Origin of the sequence: Jiangella muralis (genome assembly GCF_001270745.1) — a bacterium.
GTDB classification, from domain to species: domain Bacteria; phylum Actinomycetota; class Actinomycetes; order Jiangellales; family Jiangellaceae; genus Jiangella; species Jiangella muralis.
In genome coordinates, this window is the sequence record NZ_KQ434755.1 from 340,839 (window position 1) to 365,015 (window position 24,177).

At 73.8% G+C, this 24,177-nt stretch carries 21 protein-coding genes; 15 read left to right on the top strand and 6 right to left on the bottom strand.

Annotation, left to right across the window (positions count from 1 at the left end):
- Together rhaD and rhmD are read left to right on the top strand one after the other, a co-directional pair.
- The coding region (rhaD, locus tag ACW62_RS11835; protein ID WP_157574698.1) for a bifunctional rhamnulose-1-phosphate aldolase/short-chain dehydrogenase at positions 1-1,144 on the top strand (1,144 nt) is incomplete at its 5' end.
- Positions 1,141-2,334 (top strand): L-rhamnonate dehydratase, encoded by a 1,194-nt coding sequence (gene rhmD / locus ACW62_RS11840; protein WP_053204298.1) that lies wholly within the window; start codon positions 1,141-1,143, stop codon positions 2,332-2,334. The genes rhaD and rhmD, both read left to right, overlap by 4 nt.
- On the opposite strand, the gene ACW62_RS11845 is transcribed toward rhmD, so the two are convergent.
- The 5 genes from ACW62_RS11845 to ACW62_RS11865 all read right to left on the bottom strand — a co-directional run bounded on the left by ACW62_RS11845 (position 2,282) and on the right by ACW62_RS11865 (position 8,409).
- The gene (locus ACW62_RS11845; RefSeq protein WP_053204356.1) at positions 2,282-2,794 is read right to left on the bottom strand and encodes a VanZ family protein; all 513 of its coding nucleotides are present in this window, start codon (positions 2,792-2,794) and stop codon (positions 2,282-2,284) included. The two genes, rhmD and ACW62_RS11845, sit on opposite strands and share 53 nt — an antisense overlap.
- A 305-nt stretch (positions 2,795-3,099) precedes the next feature.
- Positions 3,100-4,881 (bottom strand): TNT domain-containing protein, encoded by a 1,782-nt coding sequence (locus ACW62_RS11850; RefSeq protein WP_053204299.1) that lies wholly within the window; start codon positions 4,879-4,881, stop codon positions 3,100-3,102.
- Between the two features lie 19 nt (positions 4,882-4,900).
- The gene (locus ACW62_RS11855) at positions 4,901-5,596 is read right to left on the bottom strand and encodes a hypothetical protein (protein WP_053204300.1); all 696 of its coding nucleotides are present in this window, start codon (positions 5,594-5,596) and stop codon (positions 4,901-4,903) included.
- A gap of 59 nt (positions 5,597-5,655) precedes the next feature.
- Entirely contained in the window at positions 5,656-6,750 is a 1,095-nt protein-coding gene (locus ACW62_RS11860; protein ID WP_053204301.1) for a cation diffusion facilitator family transporter, read from the bottom strand.
- Between the two features lie 477 nt (positions 6,751-7,227).
- Complete coding sequence (locus tag ACW62_RS11865; protein ID WP_053204302.1) at positions 7,228-8,409, bottom strand: helix-turn-helix domain-containing protein; 1,182 nt, start codon at positions 8,407-8,409, stop codon at positions 7,228-7,230.
- Between the two features lie 141 nt (positions 8,410-8,550).
- Between ACW62_RS11865 and solA the strand changes: the two genes are divergently transcribed.
- From solA to ACW62_RS11910, 9 genes are read left to right on the top strand one after another with little or no spacing between them, the layout of a single operon-like run.
- Positions 8,551-9,741 (top strand): N-methyl-L-tryptophan oxidase, encoded by a 1,191-nt coding sequence (gene solA / locus ACW62_RS11870; protein WP_053204303.1) that lies wholly within the window; start codon positions 8,551-8,553, stop codon positions 9,739-9,741.
- A gap of 30 nt (positions 9,742-9,771) precedes the next feature.
- Complete coding sequence (locus ACW62_RS11875; RefSeq protein ID WP_205629298.1) at positions 9,772-10,764, top strand: ABC transporter permease; 993 nt, start codon at positions 9,772-9,774, stop codon at positions 10,762-10,764.
- Positions 10,761-11,642 carry an ABC transporter permease gene (locus tag ACW62_RS11880; RefSeq protein WP_083459659.1) on the top strand — a complete coding sequence of 294 codons (882 nt, stop codon included), beginning with the start codon at positions 10,761-10,763 and terminating at the stop codon, positions 11,640-11,642. Before ACW62_RS11875 ends, ACW62_RS11880 begins: the two co-directional genes overlap by 4 nt.
- Positions 11,639-12,577 carry an ABC transporter ATP-binding protein gene (locus tag ACW62_RS11885; RefSeq protein WP_053204305.1) on the top strand — a complete coding sequence of 313 codons (939 nt, stop codon included), beginning with the start codon at positions 11,639-11,641 and terminating at the stop codon, positions 12,575-12,577. The genes ACW62_RS11880 and ACW62_RS11885 overlap by 4 nt, the downstream gene beginning before the upstream one ends.
- On the top strand, positions 12,574-13,311 hold the full coding sequence (locus tag ACW62_RS11890; protein WP_053204306.1) for an ABC transporter ATP-binding protein: 738 nt from the start codon (positions 12,574-12,576) through the stop codon (positions 13,309-13,311). The genes ACW62_RS11885 and ACW62_RS11890 overlap by 4 nt, the downstream gene beginning before the upstream one ends.
- Positions 13,304-14,863 (top strand): ABC transporter substrate-binding protein, encoded by a 1,560-nt coding sequence (locus ACW62_RS11895; protein ID WP_083459660.1) that lies wholly within the window; start codon positions 13,304-13,306, stop codon positions 14,861-14,863. The genes ACW62_RS11890 and ACW62_RS11895 overlap by 8 nt, the downstream gene beginning before the upstream one ends.
- Positions 14,860-15,840, top strand: coding sequence for an aminopeptidase (locus tag ACW62_RS11900; RefSeq protein ID WP_053204308.1), 981 nt, complete (start codon positions 14,860-14,862; stop codon positions 15,838-15,840). The genes ACW62_RS11895 and ACW62_RS11900 overlap by 4 nt, the downstream gene beginning before the upstream one ends.
- Entirely contained in the window at positions 15,837-17,042 is a 1,206-nt protein-coding gene (locus ACW62_RS11905; protein WP_083459661.1) for a threonine synthase, read from the top strand. The genes ACW62_RS11900 and ACW62_RS11905 overlap by 4 nt, the downstream gene beginning before the upstream one ends.
- Positions 17,039-17,419 (top strand): cupin domain-containing protein, encoded by a 381-nt coding sequence (locus tag ACW62_RS11910; protein ID WP_053204309.1) that lies wholly within the window; start codon positions 17,039-17,041, stop codon positions 17,417-17,419. Before ACW62_RS11905 ends, ACW62_RS11910 begins: the two co-directional genes overlap by 4 nt.
- Here the strand turns inward: ACW62_RS11910 and ACW62_RS11915 are convergent.
- Positions 17,391-18,098, bottom strand: coding sequence for a GntR family transcriptional regulator (locus ACW62_RS11915; protein ID WP_053204310.1), 708 nt, complete (start codon positions 18,096-18,098; stop codon positions 17,391-17,393). The genes ACW62_RS11910 and ACW62_RS11915 overlap by 29 nt on opposite strands.
- A gap of 156 nt (positions 18,099-18,254) precedes the next feature.
- Here ACW62_RS11915 and ACW62_RS11920 point away from each other — a divergent pair, with 156 nt between their 5' ends.
- From ACW62_RS11920 to ACW62_RS11935, 4 genes are read left to right on the top strand one after another with little or no spacing between them, the layout of a single operon-like run.
- Positions 18,255-20,408: an ABC transporter ATP-binding protein gene (locus ACW62_RS11920; RefSeq protein ID WP_053204311.1), complete on the top strand. Its 2,154-nt coding sequence runs from the start codon at positions 18,255-18,257 to the stop codon at positions 20,406-20,408.
- Positions 20,409-20,447: 39 nt separating this feature from the next.
- A complete protein-coding gene (locus ACW62_RS11925; protein ID WP_053204312.1) occupies positions 20,448-22,124 on the top strand; it encodes an ABC transporter substrate-binding protein in 1,677 nt (558 codons plus the stop codon).
- Between the two features lie 2 nt (positions 22,125-22,126).
- Positions 22,127-23,263 carry an ABC transporter permease gene (locus ACW62_RS11930; protein ID WP_276202945.1) on the top strand — a complete coding sequence of 379 codons (1,137 nt, stop codon included), beginning with the start codon at positions 22,127-22,129 and terminating at the stop codon, positions 23,261-23,263.
- Positions 23,260-24,156, top strand: a complete 897-nt coding sequence (locus ACW62_RS11935; RefSeq protein ID WP_083459662.1) for an ABC transporter permease — start codon at positions 23,260-23,262, stop codon at positions 24,154-24,156. The genes ACW62_RS11930 and ACW62_RS11935 overlap by 4 nt, the downstream gene beginning before the upstream one ends.
- The last annotated feature ends 21 nt before the right edge of the window (positions 24,157-24,177 follow it).

Consider the following 24,177-nt stretch of genomic DNA (forward strand, 5'->3'; position numbering starts at 1 on the left):
AGACCTCCCCACCACCACCCCGGTCGAGGAGGCGATCGTCCGGTTGCGCGAGTTGCACGCGACCTACCGGGACGAGTACGCCGCCTACTACCAGCGCCACGCCACGCCCGACAGTCCGGCGATGCGGGGCGCGGACCCGGCGATCGTGCTGATCCCCGGCGTGGGCATGTTCTCCTACGGCCGCGACAAGCAGACGGCGCGGGTGGCCGGCGAGTTCTACCTCAACGCGATCAACGTGATGCGCGGCGCCGAAGCCGTCTCCACCTACCAGCCGATCCCCGAGAGCGAGAAGTTCCGGATCGAGTACTGGGCCCTCGAAGAAGCCAAACTGGCCCGGATGCCGGCACCGAAACCACTCGCCACCCGGGTCGCGTTCGTCACCGGCGCCGGGTCCGGGATCGGCAAGGCGATCGCGCAGCGCCTCGCAGCCGCGGGCGCCTGCGTCATCGTGGCCGACCTCAACACCGAGAACGCCGTCTCGGTCGCCGAAGGGATCGGCAACCCCGACGTGGCGGTGCCGGTCACGGTGGACGTCACCAGCGAGGAACAGATCACCGCCGCGTTCGAACAGGCCGTGCTGGCGTTCGGCGGGGTCGACCTGGTCGTCAACAACGCCGGCCTGTCCATCTCCAAACCGCTGCTGGACACCACAGCGGCGGATTGGGACCTGCAGCACGACGTGATGGCCCGCGGCTCCTTCCTCGTGTCCCGCGAAGCCGCCCGCATCATGACCACCCAGCGCATGGGCGGGGACATCGTGTACATCGCGTCCAAGAACGGCGTCTACGCCGGGCCGAACAACATCGCCTATGGCGCCACCAAAGCCGACCAGGCCCACCAGGTCCGCCTCCTCGCCGCCGAACTCGGTGAGCACGGCATCCGCGTCAACGGCATCAACCCCGACGGCGTCGTCCACGGCTCCGGCATCTTCGCCACCGGCTGGGGCGCCCAACGCGCCGCCGTCTACGGTGTGCCGGAAGACCAGCTCGGCGCGTTCTACGCCCAACGCACCCTCCTCAAACGCGAAGTCCTCCCCGAACACGTCGCCAACGCCGTCCACGCCCTCACCGCCGGCGACCTCTCCCACACCACCGGCCTGCACATCCCCGTCGACGCCGGCGTCGCCGCCGCCTTCCTCCGATGAACGGCGACCGCATCGTCGCCGTCCGCACCTACCTCGACGAGGAGCGGCCGCCGCCGCAGCAGGAGGTGCCCAGCGACCCGCCGGTGCACTGGCTCCAGGGCAAGGTCGCCAACCCGATGACGAAGTACGCGGAGTTCCGGAACAACCGGTCGGCCGCGATCGGGCCGCTGGCGAACGAGCGCGTCCTCGTCGAGGTCGAGAGCGCCGACGGCAACGTCGGCTACGCCACCACGTCCGGCGGCCTGCCGACGGCGGCCATCGTCGAGCACCACCTCGCGTACCTGGTGGTGGGGGAGCACGCGTCCGCGCACAGCCGCATCTGGGACCGGATGTTCAACAGCACCCTGCTCTACGGCCGCAAGGGCCTCGTGCTGCACGCGATCTCCGCCGTGGACATCGCGATCTGGGACCTGCACGGCCGGATCACCGGGCTGCCGGTGCACGCCCTGCTCGGCGGCAAGATCCGCGACGCGGTCCGCGTCTACGCCACCGGCCCGGAGCCGTCCACCGCCCGCGACCTCGGCTTCGCCGGCGCCAAGCTGCCGCTGACCTACGCGCCGTGCGAGGGCGAGGCCGGGTTCCGGGCCAACGTCGAGATCGCCGCGCAGGCGCGTGCGGCGCTGCCCGCCGACTTCCCGATCATGTACGACTGCTGGATGTCACTCGACGTCGACTACGCCGCCCGGCTGGCGCACGCGGTGGCCGAGCTCGGCGTCGCGTGGATCGAGGAGCCGCTGCCGCCGGACGACTACGCCGGGCTGCGCCGGCTGCGCGACCGGATGCCGCCGGCGATGCGGCTCGCGACCGGCGAGCACGAGTACACCGCCAAGGGCTTCCGGCTGCTCTGCGAGGCCGGCGTCGACGTCGTCCAGCCGGACCCGGCCTGGTGCGGTGGCCTGACCGAGCTGCTGCAGATCTCGGCGGTCGCCCAGGCCTTCGGCGTCACGGTGATCCCGCACGTCGGCGGGATGCCGGCGTACCACTACGTCGCCACCAGGCCGGACGGCGACCTCGCCGAGTTCCCGGTGCTGTCCCACGACGGCGGCACCGTGACCGGCCAGCACGCACCGTTGTTCTCCGGCGAGGTGCTGCCGGTCGACGGCTGGATCACGCCGAACGACGAGCCCGGGTTCGGGCTCACCCTCGACGCTGCTGCGCCGTTGCGGCGAGCCCTGCCCGCACCCGGATGATCGACCACGCGAGCAGCGCACCGGCCACCGCGCCGATGGTGTTCATCTCCCAGTCCGTCGTGTCGCAGGCCCGGCCGATGGCGGGGACCAGCGCCTGAACCGTCTCGATCAGCAGCGAGCCGGCCGACGCCGCCGCGGCGACCAGCACCGGCCGCCGGGTCAGCAGGGTGGCGAGGAACGCGACGGGCAGCAGCAGGGCGATGTTCGCCAGCGTCTCGACGCCGCCCAGCGAGGGCCAGGCGAACTGGACGGTACAGGTCCGCTCGGGTTGCGCGCCGCCCGGCGACAGCGTCAGCAGCAGCGCCGCGAGCACCGCCGCCGCGGCCAGCCAGCGGGTGACCCGCCGGCCGCGGTCGCCGCTGCGGAGCAGGACGGCGCCCAGCAGCAGGCAGCCGGCCAGCAGGAGGACGAAGACGATCGGCACCGCCCACGCGTGCTCCACCAGGAACGTCGAGATCACGCTGCGGAGTATGCCCGACGCCACCCAGCGGACTCCGCCGTTCGTGACATCGGACGTCGGACTCTGTCGGTGCCCGCCCGTAGGGTGGGCACCCTCCCTAGAGGGGCGGGTCATGCCTACCCGCAACGCAACGCGACGCTTGCGCAACGCCGTCGTTGGACGCGCGCCGCTTCCGCACCTCGTCGCCGGGCCTCGGTCAGCTGTTCGGCGACGTGCCCCGCTCCCCGCGCCATGATCATCAACCTTCTGTGCTGCTATCACGACGCAAAAGGTTGATGAAATCCGCCGGCGGCCGGCGGTGGGCCTCAGCGGGCGGTGAGGCTGCCGTCGGCGAGGTGGCCGGCGACCGAACGGGGCAGCAGGTAGGCGGGGCCGCCGCCGGGCTGCTCGTGCCAGGGCACGGTGTTCCCGGTGAGGACGCGCAGCTCCCGCTCGACGCGGTAGTGGTGCGGCCCCTTCTGCTCGCGCTCCGGGCGCAGCGACATGGCGCTGAACGCCGTCCCGGCCGCGAACGTCAGGTTGCCGCTGTCGGCGCCGTAGCGGACCAGCTCCCGCCCGGGCATCAGCACCGCGATGCGCTTCTCGGCGAGCAGGGTCAGCGGCGGCTCGCCGGGCAGCGGCTGGACCGGCCAGTCGTTCAGAGCCGCGGCCGTGTTCCGGTCCTTGGCCCCGCCGCGCAGCCGCGACGGGATGAGCGTCAGATGGCCGAGCAGGTACGCGCCGGCGTCCCAGAGCTGGGTGAACCGCTTCGGGTCGCGGGCCCGGCCGCGCTCGTAGAACGCGACCTGCCACTCGTCGCCGGCCCGTTCGAGGCAGGCGGCGCCCTCCTCGGCGTCGAGCAGCCGGTAGGCGAGCGGCAGCACGCCCGCCTCGCCCAGCTGCCGCTCGATGATCTCGAGGACGCGGCGGTCGCGGTCGGAGAGCGCCGGCGCGGGCGGCGCCGACGGCGGCTCGCCGGTGAGCGCGAGGTAGGCGGCGGCCCGGGTCTCCTGATCGACCGGTGGCACCGCGAACCCGTTGCGGCGGACGTGCTCGACGAGGTCGGGCTCGGGCGAGATGGCGTGCTTGGTGAAGGTGTGCGGGACCGACGCGGTCCAGAGCCAGACGCCGTCGGTGTGGTGGCCGGCCGGCACGTCCCGCGCGCCGCCGGGGTCGAACGGGTCCGGCTCGAAGCCGCGCCCGGCGACGATCACCGGCGCCTGCTCGAGGTAGTCCAACAGCGGCTGCCGCTCCTCGTCGCTGACCGCCGGCCGCTCGGCCACGGGGCGGCCGATCTCGTCGCGGTAGTCGAAGAGGCGGGCCCGCCGGAACCGGCCCGCGACCTCGGCCGCCTGGCGTGCGGCCGGCAGCGCGGCCGTCATCCAGTCCGGGACGCGATCGGCCGTGCGCGGGAACCGCTCCAGCTCGTCGAGCACGTCCCAGCGCGACGGCGCCCGGTGCCAGCGGGGCTCGTCGCGATAGTCGATGGACAGCCGGATCGGGTACTCGACGACGGTGCTGGCCGCCGTCCACGTGCCGGCGCCGTCCGCGTACATGCCTGCACGCAGGCGCCGGTAGAACGGCGCGACCTCGGCCGGGGGCTGCCACTCCCGCAGCTGCCCGTCGATGCCGAGGACGTGGCCGATCACCTCCTCGTGCGAGCCGGCCGCGTTGTACATGACCCGGATCTGGTCGCGGTCGGCCGGCGCCCGCTGCACCAGCAGGTCGGCGATCGCGCGGTGCAGTTCGCGCTGCTCCTCGACGGCGGTGCGCCCAGAGCCGGCCGGGACCGGCGGATTGTAGTGGTAGAAGACCTGGAACGCGCTCGGCGGGTCCATCGTGTACCGGGCCGCGCGCCAGACGCCGCGTTGCTCGTCACGCATCACCTCGCGCAGCTCCGCGAACGCCGTGGCGAGCTGCTCGGGCGGCGCGACCGGCGCGTCGGAGCCGTCGGCCATGATCACGGTGAGGCCGACGTCCTGCATGCCGTCACCGACGGTGGCGATGAGGTCCAGTCGGCGCCACCCGGGCGGCGCCGCGGCCAGCAACGTGCCGCCGATCTGCTGCAGCAGCTCGTCGTAGCGCTGCTGCCGGGCTGGGTCGGACATGGGTGGTCTCCCGGTGTCGTCAGGCGAGAGTGGTCCAGGGCACGCGGTGCCGCAGGTCGGTCATCAGGTCCGCGAGCGCCATCGCGCCCTCCGGTGTGAGCGGACCCGGCAGCACCGCCATCAGCTCGGCCGGCTCGAACACGACGATCGCGGCGGCGGCGCGGGGGTCGGCGGCCAGCCAGGTGGTCAGCGGCGGGCGCAGCACGAGCCGGGCGAAGTCCGGTGCTCCGGTGCTCACGTGGAAGACGTCGTCGAACCGCGGGTCGCCCACCTCGACATCGCGCCGGAACGCCGTCGCCCACGACAGTCGTCGCGGTGCCAGGCGCAGCTCCGGGCCGGGCACCGGGCGCGGCACCAGCAGCACCGTGTACTCAGGTGTCCGGGTCGACACCTCGAACGTCTCCGCGTGCTGCCGCGGCGGCGGGCGGCGCACCTGGAACGCCTGGAACGGCACGTCGCGCATGGTCCCGTCGAGGTGGAAATCCACGTAGACCAGCGGGTCGCCGATGATGTCGTTGATGCTCGGCGCCCGGGCCGGCAGGTTCGGTTCGGTCCGGCCGAACCGCATGCCGTTGACGGCGGCGAAGTCGGCCATGACGGCCGCCGTGGCCGCCAGCCGCCGCCGCTTGCGCAGCCGGATCGGGACCAGGATCGCCAGCGCGATCAGGAACGCGACGAGCACCAGCAGCAGCGCGACCGCCCCACCGGTGCTCATCGGCCCGCCGCCGAGGGCATCGCGACGGCGGCGGGCTGCAGGACGAGCACCCGGTCACTCTAGGGTGCGTGCGCCTCCTGGTAGGCGCGGCGCGCCTCGGGTGAACTGTGGTGGTGGGTCAGCTCGTGCGCCTCGGGCGGCGTGACGCCGTCGTAGGCGGGGTGGACGTGCACGCTGACGTCGTTGAGGTGCGGGATGGTGTGCAGCAGCTCGTGGTGCGCCTCCTCGGCCAGCTGGTGCCCGTCGGCGACGGTGAGCGTGGCGTCGACGCCGAGCGTGACCTGCGCCTCGAGGCGGTGGCCGCTCCAGCGGGCGCGGATCGCGTCGACGTACTGGACGCCGGGGACGCGGGCGGCGACCCGGTGGATGTCGTCGACCAGGCCGGGCTCGACGCCGTCCATGAGGCGGCGGATGACCGACTTGCACGACTCGACCAGGATCCACAGGATCGCGACCGCGATGAGCAGCCCGATGATCGCGTCGGCCTGGCGGAAGCCGAGCCAGACGCCGACGACGCCGAGCACGACGGCGATGGAGGTGAAGCCGTCGGCGCGGGCGTGGTTGCCCTCGGCGATGAGGGCGGCCGAGCCGATCTTGCGGCCGATGCGGATGCGGTAGATCGCCACCAGCTCGTTGCCGAGCGCGCCGACGATGCCCGCGGCGAACACCCAGCCGAGGTTCGTCAGCTCGCGCGGGTTCACCAGCGCGTCGACGGACTCCCAGATGATCAGGGCGGCGGACAGCGCGATGACGGCGGCGATGAGCAGCCCGACCAGGTCCTCGGCGCGGCGGTAGCCGAACGGGTACCGCTTGGTGGGGGCGCGCCGGCCCAGCCGGAACGCGATCACCAGCGGGATGGTGGTGACGAGGTGGCCGAGGTTGTGCAGGGTGTCGGCGAGCAGCGCGATCGACCCGCTGATGGCGACGATGACGATCTGCAAGACAGCGGTGGCGCCCATGCCGCCGAGACCGATCCAGGCGGCGCGGATGCCCTCGCTGCTGGCCTCCTCGGCGGTCTGGATGGCCTCGGTGTGGTCGTGCGCGTGCGGCTTGAACAGGTGGGTGACGCGGTCGCGCAGGCGGACCCCGTCGTGCCCGTGGCCATGTCCGTGCCCGTGACCGTGCGCATGTCCGTGGCCGTGCTCGTCGTTCATCTCTGCGGCGCTCCCCACGAGTGGACGCTGTGATACATCACAGCGAACGCTATCTGAAACATCACAGTCCCGGAAGATGCTGAGCCGAACCAGCTTCACTTGGTCCGAAACTCCGGCACGTGAACCGAGTTCGATCGATGTGAGAACGCTGTCGTGTCCGCGACAGTGATGCCGCGTCGTTTCCGCAGCGATCTCACATCGATCCCCGCATCGTTTGGCCGCGACGACTGTGCGCCCGCCTCGGCGCGCCACTGGGTGGGATCACTGTGCGTGCCGGGTGGCGTTGCTGTTGCCAGGGGAACAGTGATCCACCCCACCCGGCGCAGCGGATCCACACGGTGGCGTTGGGGATCGCGTACGGTTCGCCGTTTTGCGGCGGTTCGCCGCTTTGTGGCAGGGGGACGGCCAACGTGCGGACCACGGCGGACGCGGCAGACCCGGCACACGGCCGGCCAGCCAACGAGAAGCGCGGGGCGGTCAGGCGTCGGCCGGGGCGAGGCGGGTGGCGAGTACGAGCGCCGCGTGCGCGCCGAGCCGCCCGGTGCCCGTCGACCAGGAGCTGCCGACGAGGTCGCGGATCTTGTCCATGCGGTAGTAGAGCGTGGTCCGGTGGATGTGCAGTGCGGCGACGGTGGCAGCGGCGTCGCCGCCGGAGTCGAGGTAGGTGAGCAGGGTGGTGGCGAGCAGCCGGTGCTCCGGGCGCAGCAGCGGCGCCAGCGGTGGGTGCAGCTCGCGCGCGGTCGCCGGGGTCCACGGCAGCCCGAAGAGGAGCTGCCAGGCGCCCAGCTCGGTCCAGCAGGCGAACCCGTCGAACTCGCCGACCCGCTGGGCGACGTCGGCGGCGTAGGCGGCGCGGCCGAACGACGGGCCCGGCGGCTCGCCCGGCAGCTGGTCGGCGAGGCCGACGGCGAGGGCGGGCTCGGCCGCGCGGGCGGTGCTCCAGAACCGTTCGCGCCAGGCGGCCGACGGCGGGCGCGGGCCGGCCCGGCTGACCACGGCGAGGTACCCGCCGACCGGAGCCACCAGCGCCGGCCCGATCAGCTGGCGCAGCGCGACGGACCGGGTGACGGCGTGCCGGGCGGCCTCGGCGGTGTCGCCGTCGCCGTCGCGGAACCGGATCGCCGCGATGCGCAGCGACGCGCCGGGGCCGAGGCGGTCCGGCCCGGTCACCGCGGCGAGGGCGGCGTCGCGCCGGGCGCGGTCGTCGCCGAACAGGCCGGCCAGCAGCGGGGTGTCCTGCGCCTGCAGGTCGTCCAGCTGGGCGGCGTTGTGGCGCAGCAACTCGGTGATGGCGCGGGCGCCCTTGGTGGCCATGGTCAGCTCGGACGGCGTGACCGGCGGGTCGGCGTCGATCAGCCAGAGGAAGCCGTAGAGGTCGGAGCCGTCGCGCAGCGGCACCGCGATGCGCGGCAGCGTGCGCAGCTCGGCGCTGTCGGGGATGTGGACGGGGTCGACGGCGTGGTCGATGCCGAACGTGCGCACGTGCGCGACGATGGCGGCGTCGGCCCGGCGGGCGAGGACGCTGTCGATGCGGGGCGGGTCGATGGCGCCGTAGTGCGCGCTGGCCGCCAGCAGCTGGATGGCGACGTCGTCGACCGCCACCGACCGCTGCAGCTCGGTGGCGAGGTCGTCGACGAGCTGTTGTAGCTCATCGAGCATGCGTGCCTCGCGGACTCGACATCTGTCGAGTCTAAGGCCGGGAGATTGCGACGTTCGGGTGCGGACCGGACGGATTCCGGCCCCCTAGGTTGTCCGGCACGACAGTCCGGCAGCGACGCCGGCGACCGACGGGAGACGCCGATGGCGAACCGGTACCGGGTGATCGTGGTGGGATGCGGCGCGATCGGCGCCGCCACCGCCTACTGGCTGAGCCGGCGTCTCGGCGGCGAGGTCCTGGTGCTGGAGCAGTTCGACCTCGGCCACTCGCGCGGCGCGTCGGAGGACCACTCGCGGGTCATCCGGCACACCTACACCCGCACCGCCTACACGACGCTCACCCCGGCGGCGTACCAGAGCTGGAACATCGTCGAGCAGGCGACCGGCCTGCGGCTGGTGCAGCGGACCGGCGGGCTGATCCTGGCGTCGTCGCAGGCCCCGTCCATCTCGTTCGTCGACGACACCGTCGCCGCGATGGCCGCGACGAACCTCCCGTACGAGGAGGTGGGCGCCGCCGACGTCATGCGGCGCTGGCCGCAGTGGCGGCTGGAGCCGCACCATCGCGGCGTGCTGGACCCGGAGGCCGGGGTGCTCGACATCCGCCAGGCCACGGCGGCGCACGTCGCGCTCAGCCGCGACAACGGCGTGACGATCGTCCCGAACGCGCCGGTGACGGGGCTGACGGAGACGGCGGGCGGCGTCGAGGTCGCGGTCGCCGACGGCCGCCGCTTCACCGCCGACCGGCTGGTGCTGGCCGGCGGCGCCTGGAACCCGGCGCTGCTGGAGCTGCTGGGCACCCGGCTGCCGATCACGCTCACCGAGGAGCAGGTGACGTACTTCGCGACCCCCAAGGTGCGCGAGTTCACCCCGGACCGCTTCCCGGTGTTCGGCTTCATCGACGACGACAGCCGGCTCTACTACGGGCTGCCGGTGTACGGCGAGGTGGCGGTGAAGGCCGGGCTGGACGGCGTCGGGCCGGAGGTCACCAGCGAGACGCGGACGTACCGGGCCGATCCGGGGCGGGTCGACGAGGTCCGCCGGTTCCTCGGCCGGCACCTGCCGGCCGCCGTCGGGCCGGAGCTGTACTCGCGGGTCTGCTGCTACGACTTCCCGCCGGACCGCGACTTCATCGCCGACTTCGTCCCCGGCCACGACCGCGTGCTGGTCTGCGCCGGCGCCGGTCACGCGGGCAAGTTCGCCGGGCTGCTCGGCCGGGTGCTCACCGAGCTGGCGCTCGACGGCGTCAGCCGGTTCCCGGTCGAGGCCTTCCGGGCCGACCGACCGGCCCTCTACTCTTCGGCCCCAATGCAGGTCAGCCGCTCCAACTCGATGTGAGAGCCGGATGAAGGCGAGGGACCGATGAGCGTGACGCGAAGAAGACGGCGGCGACTGGGCCGGGTGCCGCGCCGGATCCTGCACATGCTGGTGACGCTGTGGGCGGCGAGCCTGCTGGTGTGGTCGCTGCTCGCGCTGGCGCCCGGCGACCCGGCCCGGCGGGTGCTGAACGGGCGCGGCGTCGTGGACCCGACCGACGGGCAGCTCGCGGCCGAACGGCTCGCCCTCGGCCTGGACCGGCCCGCCTGGGAGCGGTACCTGGACTGGCTCGGCGGCGCGGCGCGCGGCGACTTCGGCCAGTCCTGGCGGACCGGGCGGCCGATCAGCGACGAGCTGGCCGTCTACCTCCCCGCGACGATCAACCTCACCCTCGCGGCGCTGGTGATCGCGCTGGCAGTCGCGCTGCCGCTGGGCCTGCTCGGCGCCGCGACGGCGGGCCGCTGGCCGGACGCCGTCATCCGGGTCGTGACGCTGGTGATGGTGTCGACGCCGGCGTTCGTCATCGGCGTCGTGCTGCTCTACGTCGTGGTGCTGCGCTGGGGCGCCGGCAACGTCGTCGCGGACGGCACCTGGTCGAACGCGTGGCTGCCGGCGATCACGCTGGCGGCCTGGCCGGCGGCGTCCTGGGCACGGATCCTGCGGGCCGGCCTGCTGGAGTCGATGTCGGCCACCTACCTGCACGTGTCCGAGGCGCGCGGCGCCGGGCGGCTGCGGCTGCTCGTGACGCACGCGCTGCCCAACGCGTCGGTGCCGTTCCTCGCGGTGTTCGGGGTCAGCGTCGGCTGGCTGCTGGCCGGCGCGCCGGTGGTCGAGACGGTGTTCACCTGGCCGGGCATCGGCCGCTACACCGTCGAGTCGATCATCGCCCGGGACGTGCCCGTCGTGCAGGCGTTCACGATGCTGGCCGTGCTGCTGTTCGTGCTGAGCAGCCTGGCCGTCGACCTCCTCTCGACGACGATCGACCCACGGCTGCGCGAGCGCGGCCGGCCGGCCGGATCGATGGCGGGGGAGGCAGCGCGATGACCGCGGCACCCGTCCTCGTCGCCCGCTCCGCCCGGGCCGGCAGCCAGCCGGTCGGCGTCTGGGCCAGCCTGCTGCGGCACCCGTCCGGGCGGGCCGGGCTGGCCATCGCGGCGCTGCTGGCGCTGGTCGCCCTCGTGGGCCCATGGCTCACCGCCGACCCGAACCAGACCAGCTACGACACCCAGCTCGCCCCGCCCAGCGCGGAACACCTGCTCGGCACCGACCAGGCCGGGCGCGACCAGCTGGCCCGCGTCGTGGCCGGTGCGCAGGCGACGCTCGGCGCGGCGCTCACGGTGTTCGTGCTGGTCGGCGTGATCGGCGTGGTGGTCGGGATGGTGGCCGCGCTGGCCGGCGGCTGGGTCGACAGCGTCATCTCCCGCATCGTCGACCTGCTGCTCGGCATGCCGTCGCTGGTGCTGGCGCTGGCGATCGTCGGCACCCTCGGGCCGAGCCTGCGCAACGTCATCATCGCGCTCACCGTCAGCGGCTGGGCGTACCTGGCCCGGCTGGCCCGCAGCCACGCCCTCGGCGCGCACGACCGGCCGGACGTCATCGCCGCGCGGATGGCCGGCGTCGGCCGGGTCCGGATCGCCGTCGGGCACGTGCTGCCGGGCGTGACCGTGCAGGTCGCGATCGCGGCGACGATGGAGCTCAGCGCGATCATCCTCGGGCTGTCGGCGCTGTCGTTCCTCGGCCTCGGGGTGCAGCCGCCGACCGCCGAATGGGGCCAGATGCTGGCCGAGAGCCGCTTCGCGCTCACCCAGATGCCGACGCTCGCGCTCGGCCCCGGCCTCGCCGTGATGCTCGCTGTCGGCGCGGCCGTGCTGATCAGCGAGGCGTTGCGCGATGTCGTCGACCCGGCTTGGAGGCGCGGATGAACGAGACCAACGGCGTGGTGACGGCGCCCGTGCTGTCCGTCGACGGGCTGGACGTCACCTACGCGAACGGCGCCCGCGCCGTCCGGGAGCTGAGCCTGGCCCTCGGCGACGGCGAGTGCCTGGCGCTGGTGGGGGAGTCCGGTTGCGGCAAGACCACCGTCGCCCGGGCGCTGCTCGGCCTGCTGCCGCGGCGCACCCGGGTGGCCGGGTCGGTGCGCATCCGCGGCACCGAGGTCGTCGGCGCCTCGAGCCGGCGGCTGCGGCGGCTGCGCGGCACCGACGTCGCCTACGTCGCCCAGGACCCGTACGCCGCCTGCGACCCGCTGCGCACCGTCGCCCACCACGTCGAGGAGGGCTGGCGGGCGAAGGGGCAGCGGCCGCCGGACGGGCAGGTGACGGCGCGGCTGGCCGAGCTGGGCATCGAGGACGCGCAGCACCGGTCCCGGCTGCGCCCGCACCAGTGGTCCGGCGGCATGCTGCAGCGCGCCACGATCGCCGGCGCGACGGTGCACGGCCCAGCGCTCACCGTCGCCGACGAGGCCACCAGCGCGCTCGACGCCGACCTCAGCGACGGCGTGCTGGCCGCGCTGCGGGCCGCGTCGAACGCGCTGCTGCTGGTCAGCCACGACCTCGCGCTGGTCGCGAAGCACGCGGACCGCATCGCCGTCATGTACCACGGACGGGTCGTCGAGACCGGCCGCACCGGCGACGTCATCGGCGCGCCGCGGCACCCGTACACGCGGGCGCTGCTGCTGGCCGCCCCGCGGCCGGGCGCCGGCCTGCCGCGCGAGCTGCCCGGCACGCCACCGTCGCTGGCCGACAGCCTGCCCGGCTGCTCGTTCGCGCCGCGCTGCGCCCACTCCGGCGACCAGTGCCGGGAACTGCTGCCACTGCTCGCCGACGGGGTCGCCTGCCACGCGGTGGAGCGGTCATGACGGGCCCGGTCGTCGAGGGCAGCGGGCTCTCGGTCACCTACGGCCAGCGCGGCCACGTCCACCACGCCGTCATAGACCTGACCGTGGCGGTGCATCCGGGCGAGATCGTCGGCATCACCGGGGCGTCGGGCTGCGGGAAGTCGACGACGCTGCGGCTGCTGGCCGGGCTCGAGCAGCCGCACGCGGGCACCGTCCGGCTCGGCGGCGCCGACGTCTGGGCCGGCGGCCGCACGCCGCGGCCGCCGCGACCCGGCTACGTGATGCCGGTCTTCCAGGATCCCGTGGCGAGCCTCGACCGGCGCTGGCCGATCTGGCGCTCCGTCACCGAGCCGCTCACCGTCGGGCGGCCGCGGATGTCCAAGCAGGAACGCATGGCCGCCGCGCGGGAGCACCTCGCCCGGCTGAGTCTCGACCACCTCGACGTGCGCTGCCTGCCGACGCAGTTGTCCGGCGGGCAGTGCCAGCGGGTGGCCATCGCCCGTGCCCTCGTCGCCGGCCCGGCGCTCGTCGTCGCCGACGAGCCCACCGCCAGCCTCGACGTCACCACCGCGGCCGGCGTCACCCGGGTGCTCCGGGAGGCCGCGGACCAGGGCACGGCGCTCGTGATCGTGAGTCACGACCAGGACCGCCTGAGCGTCCTGGCCGACCGGATCCTGCGGATGAACCGCGGCCGCGTCGTCGCCGAAGAGGTGCTGCGGCCGCTCGTCCACGCACGAAGGGGCACCGATGAGTAGACGAGTTGGACGGCGGGCGCTGGCGGCAGTCGCGGCCCTCGCCGTGACGGTCGTGGCCGGCTGCGCCGTCGAAGGACAGGCCGCCGATCCGGCCGGCGAGACCGACCGGCCGCTGCGGATCGCCACGACCTGGGCGATCGGGTCGCTGGACCCGATCACCGAGGCGTACTGGGCGCCCGAGTTCGGCTACGGCGAGCTGCTGATGCGCCCGACCGCCGACGGCGTCGTCGAGCCGTGGCTGCTGGAGTCGGCGGAGTCGGTCACGCCCACCGAGTGGGAGCTGGTGCTGCGCGACGGCGTGACGTTCCAGAACGGCAGCCCGTGCGACGCCGACGCCGTCGCCGCCGCGATGAACCACCAGCTGGCGAACAACCCGGTGCTGCCGCCGATCCTGCCCGGCGCGACGGCCGCGGCCACCGGGCCGGACACCGTCGTGCTGACGACGTCGACGCCGGTGTCGTTCCTGCCCGCGCTGCTGGCGCAGGAGGACATGTTCCCGATCTACGACGTGGCCGCGTACGAGTCGGCGGCGGGCGATCCGGAGGCGCTGGTCGGGCTGGGCATCCACACCGGGCCGTACCGGGTGACCGAGCTGACGTCGTCCGGCATGGTGCTGGAGCGCTACGACGACTACTGGCAGGGCGAGCCCGCGCTGCCGGGCGTCGAGGTGTCGTTCATCTCCGACGCGCAGGCGCGGGTGCTGGCCGTGCAGTCGGGCGAGGTGGACGTGGCGCTCTACCCGGCTACGGAGTCGGCCGGCACGCTGGAGAACTCGTCCGCCGCGCACTTCGTCACCGGCGACGGCACGCTCGGCCCGCGGCTGATCCTCAACGTGCAGCGCAGCCCGATGGACGAGCCGGCCGTGCGGCAGGCGCTGAGCGCGGCGATCGACTACGAGGCGATGGCGAAGGACGTCATGAACGGCTTCCACGACGTCGCCGAGGGCATGTACCCCATGCAGTTGCCATACGCCGTGGCGAACCAGGCGTACGACCCGGACCGGGCCGCCCAGCTGCTGGACCAGGCCGGCTGGGTGCGCGGCTCGGACGGGATGCGGGCCCGCGACGGCGTGCCGCTGCAGCTGACGCTCTACACCTACCGCGCCGACCCGGACCTGCCGGCGATCGCCGTCGCGCTGCGCTCGCAGCTGGAGGAGTCGGGCATCGGCATCCAGATCGAGGAGCTGGACGACATCTCCTCCATCTACGACGGCGACACCGGCTGGCACATCGCGCTGTTCCGCACCGGCTACTACGGCACCAGCGGCGCGGTCGTCGGGGTGATCCACGACTACCTCACCTCCGACGGCTCGCGGAACGCCGGCGGCATCGCCGACCCGGAGCTGGACGGGCTCGCCGACCAGCTGTCGCTGGCGTTCGAGGAGGAGGAGCAGTACGACCTGCTCGGGCAGATCCAGGACATCGTCATGGCCCGGCAGGTCTACTCGATCGTCGTCTCGGTGAAGCGCGCGTCGGCGGTGGTCTCCGACACCTGGCGGGACTACGAGCCGTCGGCCGTCTACCTGCACCTGGACTGGAGGACGCAACCATGACCGTCACCGACGCCGGACTGGACCGCGCGATCGGCACCGTCCTGGACGACTGCTTCGCCGTCCGGCCGGACGAGCACGTGCTGGTGGTCGGCGACCCGGCCACCCGCGACCTGGCCGAGGCGCTCTGGCAGGGCAGCCGGTCGCGCGGCGCCGAGGCCGTGCTGCTGCTGATCGAGGAGCGCCTCGACGGCGAGCCGGCCCGGCCGGTCGCGGGCGCGATGGCCGCGGCGGACGTCTTCATCGTCGCGACCCGGCAGTCGCTGTCGCACATGAACGCCCGCAAGGAGGCGACGGCGCGGGGCGCGCGCGGAGCGACGCTGCCCGGCGTGACCGCGGCGATGCTGACCCGGGCGATGGCGGTCGACCTGCCGGCGCTGCGGGCCCGCGGCATCGCCGCCGCGGAGCTGTTCACGCAGGCCGGCACGGCCCACCTGACCTGCCCGAACGGAACCGACATGTGGTTCCGGATCGGCGGGCGGCAGGGCATCGCCGACGACGGCGACCTGACCGCGCCGCAGGCGTTCGGAAACCTGCCGTGCGGCGAGGCGGCGATCTCCCCGGAGACGGGGCACGGCCGGATCGCCGCCAGCAGCGTGACGCCGGCCGGCATCCTGCCCGAGCCGATGCTGCTCACCGTCGAGGACGGGCAGCTCACCGACGCGACCGGCCCGCACGGCGGCGCGTTCCTGGAGCTGCTGCGCTCGCACGGGCGGCTCGGCACCAACCTGGCCGAGCTGGGCGTCGGCACCAACGACGGCGCCGCCTTCACCGGCAACGTCCTGGAGGACGAGAAGGTGCTGGGCACCGCGCACGTGGCGTTCGGCGCGAGCGACGCGTTCGGCGGCTCGGTCTACGTGCCGATCCACCGCGACGTCGTCATCGTCGACCCGACCCTGGACGTCGACGGTGTCCGCGTCCTCGACGCCGGCCGCTGGCTGCTCGACGCCGCCCCGACGAGCGCTGGAGGCGCCCGATGACCGACGACCTCGTCTGCCCGCGGTGCGCCGCGCCCGGCGCCGGCTACCGCGGCTGCCCGCACTGCGCCGGCGACGGCCGCTACGTCAACCTCGTCCCGCCGCTGGCCGACCTCGCCGGCCGCGACCTGCGCGCGTTCCGCGGCGGACCGTGGGGCTGGGCGGACACGCTGCCGCTGTCCGGCGTCGCCGCGCCGGTCACGCTGGGGGAGGGGAACACGCCGTGCTTCCCGCTGGACCCGTCCGGCCGGATCTGGCTGAAGAACGAGGGCGCGAACCCGACGTGGTCGCACAAGGACCGCGCGATGAGCGCCGCGACCACCAAGGCGGCCGAGTCCGGCGCCGCCACCGTGGTCGCGCCGTCCAGCGGCAACGCCGGGCTGGCGGCCGCCGCCTACGCGGCGCGGGCCGGGCTGCGCGCCGTCGTCCCGACCTACGGGCCGCTGCCGCCGGCCTTCCAGGCGCTGCTGGAGCACCTGGGCGCGATCCTCATCGCCGCCGACGGCTTCGAGGGCCGCTCCGCGATGACCAGGATCGGCATCGACGAGCTGGGCTGGTACCCGGTGACCTTCACCGACCCGCGGGTCGGCGGCAACCCGTACGGCAACGCCGGCTACAAGAGCCTCGCGTACGAGCTGGCCCGCGACCTCGGCGACGACCTCGCCGCCGTCGTCGTGCCGACCAGCCGCGCCGACCTCATGTCCGGCATCGCCCGCGGCTTCGAGGAGCTGGCCGCGGCCGGGCTGATCGCGCGGAGGCCGGCCATGGTCGCGGCCGAGGCGAGCACCGGCGCCGCGTTCAGCGCCGCGCTCGCCCTCGATGACCCGGCGGAGCAGGACCTCGTCACCGTCGAGCGACAGGAGTCGGCGGCGTTCTCGATCGGCAGCGACAGCGCGCACTGGCAGGGGCTGTGGGCGCTGCGCACCTCCGGCGGCTGGGCCGTCGCCGTCGACGAGCCCGTCTACCTGGCCGAACAGGCCCGCCTCGGCCGCGAGACCGGCCTGGCCGTCGAGGCAGCGGCAGCCGTCGCGGTCGCGGCGGCGCGCGAGGTGGCGCAGCGGGCCGACGGCGTCGTCGTCGCCGTCTCGACCTCGATCGCGGTGAAGGACCCGGCCGTCATGGCCGCGCCCCGTTCCGCGCCGGTCCAGCTGCCCGCGGACGCCCGCGCGCTCGCCGCCCACGTCGACCAGGCCGTGCCGCGATGAGGATCCAGCGCCGCGGCGAGCAGGCGATCACGGCGCCGCAGGTGCACGACGGGCCGGGCGAGCTGACCATCGACCGCTACTTCGCCGGCGTCTCCCGGCTGCCGGTCTCGGTGCACGTCTGGGAGTTCCCGCCCGGGGCCGGTGAGGGCCCGCACACGCACGACGATGACGACGCGCTCGCCGAGCTGTATCTGGTCGTCCGCGGGAGCGTGCGGGTCACCGCCGGCGACGAGACCGCCGAGCTGCACGAGGGCGACGCCCTCTATGCCGCGCCGGGCGAGCCGCACGGCGTGCTCAACCACACCGACCGGCCGGCGACGCTGGTGCTGGTGTGGGGGCCGCCCGCGGTCACAGGCCCAGGTTCGCCGACCCGGTGACGGAGGCCGGCGAGAAGCCGGTGATCAGCGCCTCGATGACGCGGCGCCGGCTCTGCTCGATCTGCTCGGCGCTGAGCTGGCGGGCCCGCTCGGCGTCGCCGGCGACGATCGCGTCGTACAGCTCGAGGTGCTCGTGCACCTGCTCGCTGCTGGTGTCCTCGACCGTCAGGCTGAGGAAGAACAGCCGCTGCATCTCCTCCAGCAGCGTGCGGATCGACCGGGCCAGCCGGTGGTTGCCCGCGGCCTCGGCCAGCCGGACGTGGAACTCGCGGTTGTCGACGATGAACCGCTCGTAGCTCTCCGGGTCGGTGTGGTCGTACTCGGCGTGGGCGAGGTAGTGCATCGCCGTGATGGCCGGCCGCGGCGCCCGCCTGGCGGCCAGCTCGCAGGCCGCGGGCTCGAGCAGCAGCCGCAGCTCGAACACCTCGTTCACGTCGGTGATCTTCAGGTCGGTGACCCGGTAGCCCTTGCGCGGCCTGACCTCGACGAAGCCGTCCTGCACCAGCCGGCCGAGCGCGCCGCGCACCGGCGTGCGGCCGACCCCGAACTTGGCGGCCAGCAGCGCCTCACGCAGTTCGGTGCCGGGAGCCAGCGCGCAGGTGAGGATGGCCCGCTTCAGGCGCTCGTACGCCAGGTCCGTGGCGGTGGCCCCGGCCGTCCCCTCGGTTGTGTGTGTCAACCGCGTTACCTCTCCTCGCGGCTCTTGCCACGGTGATGCATCACTCGTATGTTACCTGACACATCACAATCGGAAGGGGCCAGAAATGCGCATCCACCCGAGGCTGACGACCCGCGATCTTCCACCCGTTGCTGCTCTTCGGCGCAAGGCTACTTGATGGCCGCCTCGGCGCCCGCCGGCGCCGAGCTGCTGGCCATCCGCGATCTGCGGGTCACCTTCCGCGCCGCCGGACGCGACGTCCACGCCGTCCGCGGCGCCGACCTCTCCGTCGCGGAGGGCGAGACGCTCGCCGTCGTCGGTGAGTCGGGCTCGGGCAAGAGCGTCACGATGATGGCGGCCCTCGGGCTGCTGCCGGAGAACGCGGAGGTGTCGGGGTCCATCCGGCTGCGCGGCCGCGAGCTGCTGGCGATGGACGAGCGCGCGCTGCGGTCCGTGCGCGGCGCCGAGATCGGCGTGATCTTCCAGGACCCGATGTCGTCGCTGAACCCCGTCCACACCGTCAGCCGGCAGATCGCCGAGGCGATCCGCGCCCACGCCGACGTCTCCCGCGGCGCGGCGCACGCGCGGTCGGTCGAGCTGCTCGGCGAGGTCGGCATCCCCGACCCCCGGACCCGCGCCGACGACTATCCGCACCAGTTCTCCGGCGGGATGCGCCAGCGGGTCATGATCGCGATGGCGCTCGCCTGCGGCCCCCGCGTGCTGGTCGCCGACGAGCCCACGACCGCCCTCGACGTCACCGTTCAAGCCCAGATCGTCGACCTCGTCGACCGGATCCGCCGCGACCGCGGCATGGCGGTCATCTGGATCAGCCACGACCTCGGCGTCGTCGCCCAGCTCGCCGACCGCGTCACCGTCATGTACGCCGGCCGGGTGGTCGAGCAGGGCCCGTGCGCCGACCTCTTCGACGCCGCCGTCCACCCCTACACCGCCGGCCTGCTGCGCGCGATGCCGCGGCTGGACGCCCCTGCGGGGTCGCCGCTGGAGGTGATTCCGGGCAGCCTGCCCGACCCGGAGACCCAGCCCGAGGGCTGCGTGTTCGCCCCGCGCTGCGACCACGCCCACGACCCGTGCGCCGCCGCCCGCCCGGCCCTGCTGCCGCTCGCGGCGGGCGGCGGCCACGCGGTGGCCTGCCACCGCTCCGGCGAGCTGAGCGCCGTGGTAGGCAGACCCCTCCCGGCCCGGGTGGGGCCCACCCTACGGGCGGGCACCGACAACGTCCGTTCGCACGACGCGCCCGCGGCCGCACCGCCCGCGGCCGCACCGCCCGCCGCCGCGCCCGCACCCGCCGCGGCCACACCTCCGGTCGTCGTCGCGCTGGAGGAGCTGCGGGTGCACTACCGGGGCCGCGGTTCGTGGCGGCGGGCCGCCGCACCCGTGCGCGCCGTCGACGGCGTCACCCTCGACCTCGAGCACGGACGGACGCTCGGGCTGGTCGGCGAGAGCGGGTCGGGCAAGTCGACGCTGGCGCGTGCGCTGCTGGGGCTCGAGCAGCCCAGCGGCGGCACGGTCGCGTTCGGCGGCCGCGTGCTGGACTCGATGAGCGCGGCCGGGCTGCGCGACCTGCGCCGCACCGCGCAGATGGTGTTCCAGGACCCGGCGGCGTCGATGAACCCGGCGCTGCGGGTCGAGGACGTCGTCGGGGAGCCGCTGCGGATCAACCGCCGCGGCAGCGCCGCCGAGCAGCGGGCCCGCGCCGCCGAGCTGCTGGAGGTCGTCGAGCTGCCGCGTGAACTGGGCCGCCGCTACCCGCACCAGCTCAGCGGCGGGCAGCGGCAGCGGGTCGCGATCGCCCGCGGGCTGGCGCTGGACCCGCAGGTCCTCGTCTGCGATGAGCCGGTGTCCGCGCTCGACGTGTCCGTGCAGGCGCAGATCATCACGCTGCTGTCGCGGCTGCAGGCCGAACTGGGGCTGTCGCTCCTCGTGATCTCGCACGACCTGGCCGTCATCCGGACCATCGCGCACCGGGTGGCCGTCATGTACCTCGGCCGCATCGTCGAACTGGGCGGCCGCGACGACGTCTTCGGCCGGCCGCGGCATCCGTACACGCGCGGCCTGCTCGACGCCGTCCCCGTCCCCGATCCGCACCGGCGGTCCCGGCCGGCACCGCTGGCCGGCGACCCCCCGAGCCCGGTGGCGCCCCCGCCGGGCTGCCGGTTCCACGAACGCTGTGCGTTCGCCCGGCCCGGGCTCTGCGACACCACTCCGCCACCCCTGGAGGAGCAGCGCCCCGGCCACTGGACGGCCTGCCATCTCGCCGACGAGATCGCCGCGTCGTCCGCCCCCGATCCGGCCCATGCGGCGACGGGTTGACCTGCCGCCGACGCCACCGAACGCCCTCCGGAGGTCCACATGTTCCACCGTCGTATCAGCAGAGCCGGGGCACCCGTCGCCGCGCTCGTCGCCGTCCTGGCGCTCGGAGCCTGCGGGTCCGGCGACGGCGGCGGCGGTGGCGGTGGCGCCGAGGACGCCGGGCCGGCCGGCGGCGCCTCCACCGCCGAGTCGCTGCGCATCGGGATCATGTCCGAGGAGGGCAACCTGACGCCGCACACGTACGCGACCGGTTTCCCGGGGCTGAACCTCACGATGCTCAGCTACGACTCGCTCATGCAGGTCGACGAGAACGGCCAGCCGCAGCCGTGGCTGGCGGAGACGGTGGAGGGCTCGGCGGACGGCCTCACCTACACCCTGAGCCTGGCCGACGGCGTCAGCTGGCACGACGGCGAGCCGCTCACCGCCGAGGACGTCGTGTTCAGCGTCGACTACTACAAGGCCGGCCCGCCCGGGCGGTTCGCCACCGCGATGGGCAATGTCACCCAGGCCGTGGCGCAGGACGAGTCCACCGTCGTCCTCACGCTCGCCACGCCGGACCCGTCGTTCGAGATCCGCGTCCTCGCGGACGTGCCGGTCCTGGCGGAGCACATCTGGTCCGGCATCGCCGACCCCGACGTCGCGCCGTTCGACGAGTCCACGAACGTCGGCTCCGGGCCGTACCGGCTGGTGGAGTCCGATCCCGGCGTCAGCTACTCGTTCGAGGCGAACCCGGAGTACTTCCGCGGCGAGCCGAAGGTGGACGAGCTGGTCGTCGTCCAGTTCGCCGACGAGGCCGGCGCCACCGCGGCGCTGCGGTCGGGGGAGATCGACACGATGATGCGGTCGATCTCGCCGGAGCAGATCGACGTGCTGCGCGGCACCGGCACGCTGGATGTCGTCGAGGCGCCCGAGTACACGACGACGCTGCTGGTGTTCAACACCGCCGTGGCGCCGTTCGACCAGGCGGAGTTCCGCCGCGCCGTCGGGCTCGCCGTCGACCGGCAGCGGCTGGTCGACGACGTGTTCCTCGGCGCCGCCGTGGTCGGCAACGCCGGCTGGGTACACCCGGATTCGCCCTGGTACGACGAGTCCGTCGAGACCGTCCACGACCCGGAGCAGGCGGCCGGGCTGCTCGACGACCTCGGGCTGACCGACTCCGACTCCGACGGCATCCGCGAGCTGGACGGCGCGCCGCTCTCGTTCGAGCTGCTGGTCGCGTCGAACAACGCGCTGCGGATGCGGCTGGCCGAGCTGATCGGCGAGCAGCTCGGCGAGGTCGGCATCGGCGTCGAGGTCAGCTCGGTCGAGATGCAGACGCTGGACGACGCGGTCTGGCCCGGCTACGACGTCACCCAGGGCCGCAACTACGACCTGGCCATGTGGGGCTGGTCGGCGGCCAGCCAGGCCGACATCGGCCAGATGGCGTCGCTGGTGGCCACCGACCCGGCGCTCGGCAACCTCAACGTCACCGGCTACTCCGACCCGGAGACCGACGCGCTCGCCGCGCAGCTCGACACCGAGCTGGACCCGGCCGCCCGCGAAGGGGTCGCCGACCAGCTGCAGCAGCGGATCGCCGAGGAGGCCCCGTTCGTGTCGCTGCTGCATCCCAACGGCGCCTACGGCTACAACCCGTCGGTCTTCGGCGACTGGGTGTCGATCACGGGCACCGGCCCGATGACGAAGCTGTCCTTCATCCCCGACGACGGCCAGCCCTGACGATGCGCGCCCGGCACCTGGGCCGAGGGCGGGCCTCCCAAGTCCGTGGCCTACCGAGCGACGACCAGGCGGCGCCTCGCGGCGTTCTCGTCAGTCGCCATAGGCACCGCTATGTCTCCTTCCTCGGCCTTGCGAGGCATCCACCTGGACGCCGCTCGCCACGGCCGAGACTTGGGAGACCCGCCCTAGCCCGCCTCGGCCAGTACGCCGTCGTGCTGGTCGTCGCGGTCTCGCTGAACTTCGCCCTGCCGCGGCTGATGCCGGGCTCACCGCTCGCGCTCATCGCCGGCGTCGAGGTGGGTGAGATGACGGCGGAGGAGCGGGCCGCCGTCACCGCCGACGCCGGCCTGGACCGGCCGCTGGTCGTCCAGTACCTGAGCTACTGGAAGAGCATCCTCACGCTGGACTTCGGCTACTCGTTCCGGCAGGGCACGCCGATCGAGGAGCTGGTGCTGGACCGGGTGCCGTGGACGCTGCTGCTGACGCTCACCGCGCTGGTGGTGTCGGGGGTCATCGGGATCGCGCTGGGGGCGTTCGCGGCCTGGCGGCGCGGCGGCAAATGGGACGTGTCGTCGCTGGCCGTGATGATCGCGCTGGAGTCGACGCCGCAGTTCTGGCTCGGCATGCTGTTCATCGCGCTGTTCTCGGTGTCGCTGGGCTGGCTGCCGTCGTTCGGCGCCACGACGGCCGGCGCGGACCTCACCGGCCTCGCCTGGCTCGCCGACGTCGCCGAGCACGCCGTCCTGCCGGTGCTGACGCTGTCGATCCTCAGCATCCCCGCCGTCTACCTGTCGATGCGCTACTCGACGCTGTCGGTGCTCGGCGAGGACTACATCCGCACCGCGCAGGCCAAGGGGCTGCGGCCGCGCACCGTCATGCTGCACCACGTGGTGCGGACGGCGCTGCTGCCGGTGACGACGGTGCTGGCGCTGCGGCTGGGCTGGGCGTTCGGCGGCACCGTCGTCATCGAGACGGTGTTCTCCTATCCGGGGCTGGGGCGGCTGATGTACGACGCCGTCTCCGCCCGCGACTACCCGGTCATGCAGGCGACCTTCCTGGTCTTCACGATCGCGGTGCTGCTGGCCAACCTGCTCGCCGACTCGCTCTATCCCCGTCTGGACCCGAGGGTGCGCGTATGACGACCACCGTGAGCACCGAACCGGCGCCCGGCCCGGCCGGTCCCGCCCCCGTCGTGCGGCGCGGACGGCGGCTGCGCGACCACACGACCGCGCTCGGCGCCGTCGGCGGCGTCATCGTGCTGGCACTGGTCACCGTCGCCGTGCTGGCGCCGGTGCTGGCGCCGTACGACCCGGCCGAACGCGCGGGGACGCCGTTCTCGCCGCCGTCGCCTGACCACCTGCTCGGCACCAACGACGTCGGGCAGGACCTGCTCAGCGAGATGATCTACGGCACCCGGGTGTCGCTGACCGTCGGCATCGTGGCCGCCGCGGCCGCGATGCTGATCGGCACCGTCGTCGGGCTGATCGGCGGCTACTTCCCGCGACTGGGCGCCGTCGCCATGCGCGGTGTCGACGTCGTGCTGATCCTGCCGTTCCTGCCGCTGCTCATCGTGCTGGCCGCCTACCTGGGGCGCAGCATCGTCAACACCGTCATCATCATCGCGATCCTCATCTGGGCGCCGACCGCCCGGGTGATCCGCTCGCAGGTGCTGTCGCTGGCCGGCCGCGACTACATCGTCGCGGCCCGCTCGATGGGCGCCGGCCACGCCTACGTCCTCTGGCGGCACGTGCTGCCGAAGACCATGCTGCTGGCCATCGGCGAGTTCGTCGCCGCCGCCAGCGGCGCGATCCTGCTGGAGTCGTCGCTGAGCTTCCTCGGCCTCGGCGACCCGCTGCAGGAGAGCTGGGGCTCCACCCTCTACTGGGCGCAGGCGCGCGGCGCGTTCCTCACCCCGGCGTGGAAGTGGTGGGTGCTGCCGCCCGGCCTGCTGATCATGCTCTCCGCCCTCGGATTCGCCCTGCTCGGCTACGCCCTCGAGCAGCGCATCAACCCACGCCTGCGCCGATCGTGACGGCGCCGGCACCGACAGAAG

What these genes read in the sequence shown, in the direction of transcription:
- ACW62_RS11935 (WP_083459662.1), top strand. Translation starts at nt 23,260, where the DNA reads ATGACGACCACCGTGAGCACCGAACCGGCGCCCGGCCCGGCCGGTCCC.
- ACW62_RS11900 (WP_053204308.1), top strand. Translation starts at nt 14,860, where the DNA reads ATGACCGTCACCGACGCCGGACTGGACCGCGCGATCGGCACCGTCCTG.
- ACW62_RS11880 (WP_083459659.1), top strand. Translation starts at nt 10,761, where the DNA reads ATGACCGCGGCACCCGTCCTCGTCGCCCGCTCCGCCCGGGCCGGCAGC.
- ACW62_RS11890 (WP_053204306.1), top strand. Translation starts at nt 12,574, where the DNA reads ATGACGGGCCCGGTCGTCGAGGGCAGCGGGCTCTCGGTCACCTACGGC.
- ACW62_RS11895 (WP_083459660.1), top strand. Translation starts at nt 13,304, where the DNA reads ATGAGTAGACGAGTTGGACGGCGGGCGCTGGCGGCAGTCGCGGCCCTC.
- ACW62_RS11925 (WP_053204312.1), top strand. Translation starts at nt 20,448, where the DNA reads ATGTTCCACCGTCGTATCAGCAGAGCCGGGGCACCCGTCGCCGCGCTC.
- ACW62_RS11905 (WP_083459661.1), top strand. Translation starts at nt 15,837, where the DNA reads ATGACCGACGACCTCGTCTGCCCGCGGTGCGCCGCGCCCGGCGCCGGC.
- ACW62_RS11910 (WP_053204309.1), top strand. Translation starts at nt 17,039, where the DNA reads ATGAGGATCCAGCGCCGCGGCGAGCAGGCGATCACGGCGCCGCAGGTG.
- ACW62_RS11855 (WP_053204300.1), bottom strand. Translation starts at nt 5,596, where the DNA reads ATGAGCACCGGTGGGGCGGTCGCGCTGCTGCTGGTGCTCGTCGCGTTC.
- ACW62_RS11865 (WP_053204302.1), bottom strand. Translation starts at nt 8,409, where the DNA reads ATGCTCGATGAGCTACAACAGCTCGTCGACGACCTCGCCACCGAGCTG.
- ACW62_RS11860 (WP_053204301.1), bottom strand. Translation starts at nt 6,750, where the DNA reads ATGAACGACGAGCACGGCCACGGACATGCGCACGGTCACGGGCACGGA.
- ACW62_RS11885 (WP_053204305.1), top strand. Translation starts at nt 11,639, where the DNA reads ATGAACGAGACCAACGGCGTGGTGACGGCGCCCGTGCTGTCCGTCGAC.
- ACW62_RS11930 (WP_276202945.1), top strand. Translation starts at nt 22,127, where the DNA reads ATGCGCGCCCGGCACCTGGGCCGAGGGCGGGCCTCCCAAGTCCGTGGC.
- rhmD (WP_053204298.1), top strand. Translation starts at nt 1,141, where the DNA reads ATGAACGGCGACCGCATCGTCGCCGTCCGCACCTACCTCGACGAGGAG.
- ACW62_RS11920 (WP_053204311.1), top strand. Translation starts at nt 18,255, where the DNA reads ATGGCCGCCTCGGCGCCCGCCGGCGCCGAGCTGCTGGCCATCCGCGAT.
- ACW62_RS11850 (WP_053204299.1), bottom strand. Translation starts at nt 4,881, where the DNA reads ATGTCCGACCCAGCCCGGCAGCAGCGCTACGACGAGCTGCTGCAGCAG.
- solA (WP_053204303.1), top strand. Translation starts at nt 8,551, where the DNA reads ATGGCGAACCGGTACCGGGTGATCGTGGTGGGATGCGGCGCGATCGGC.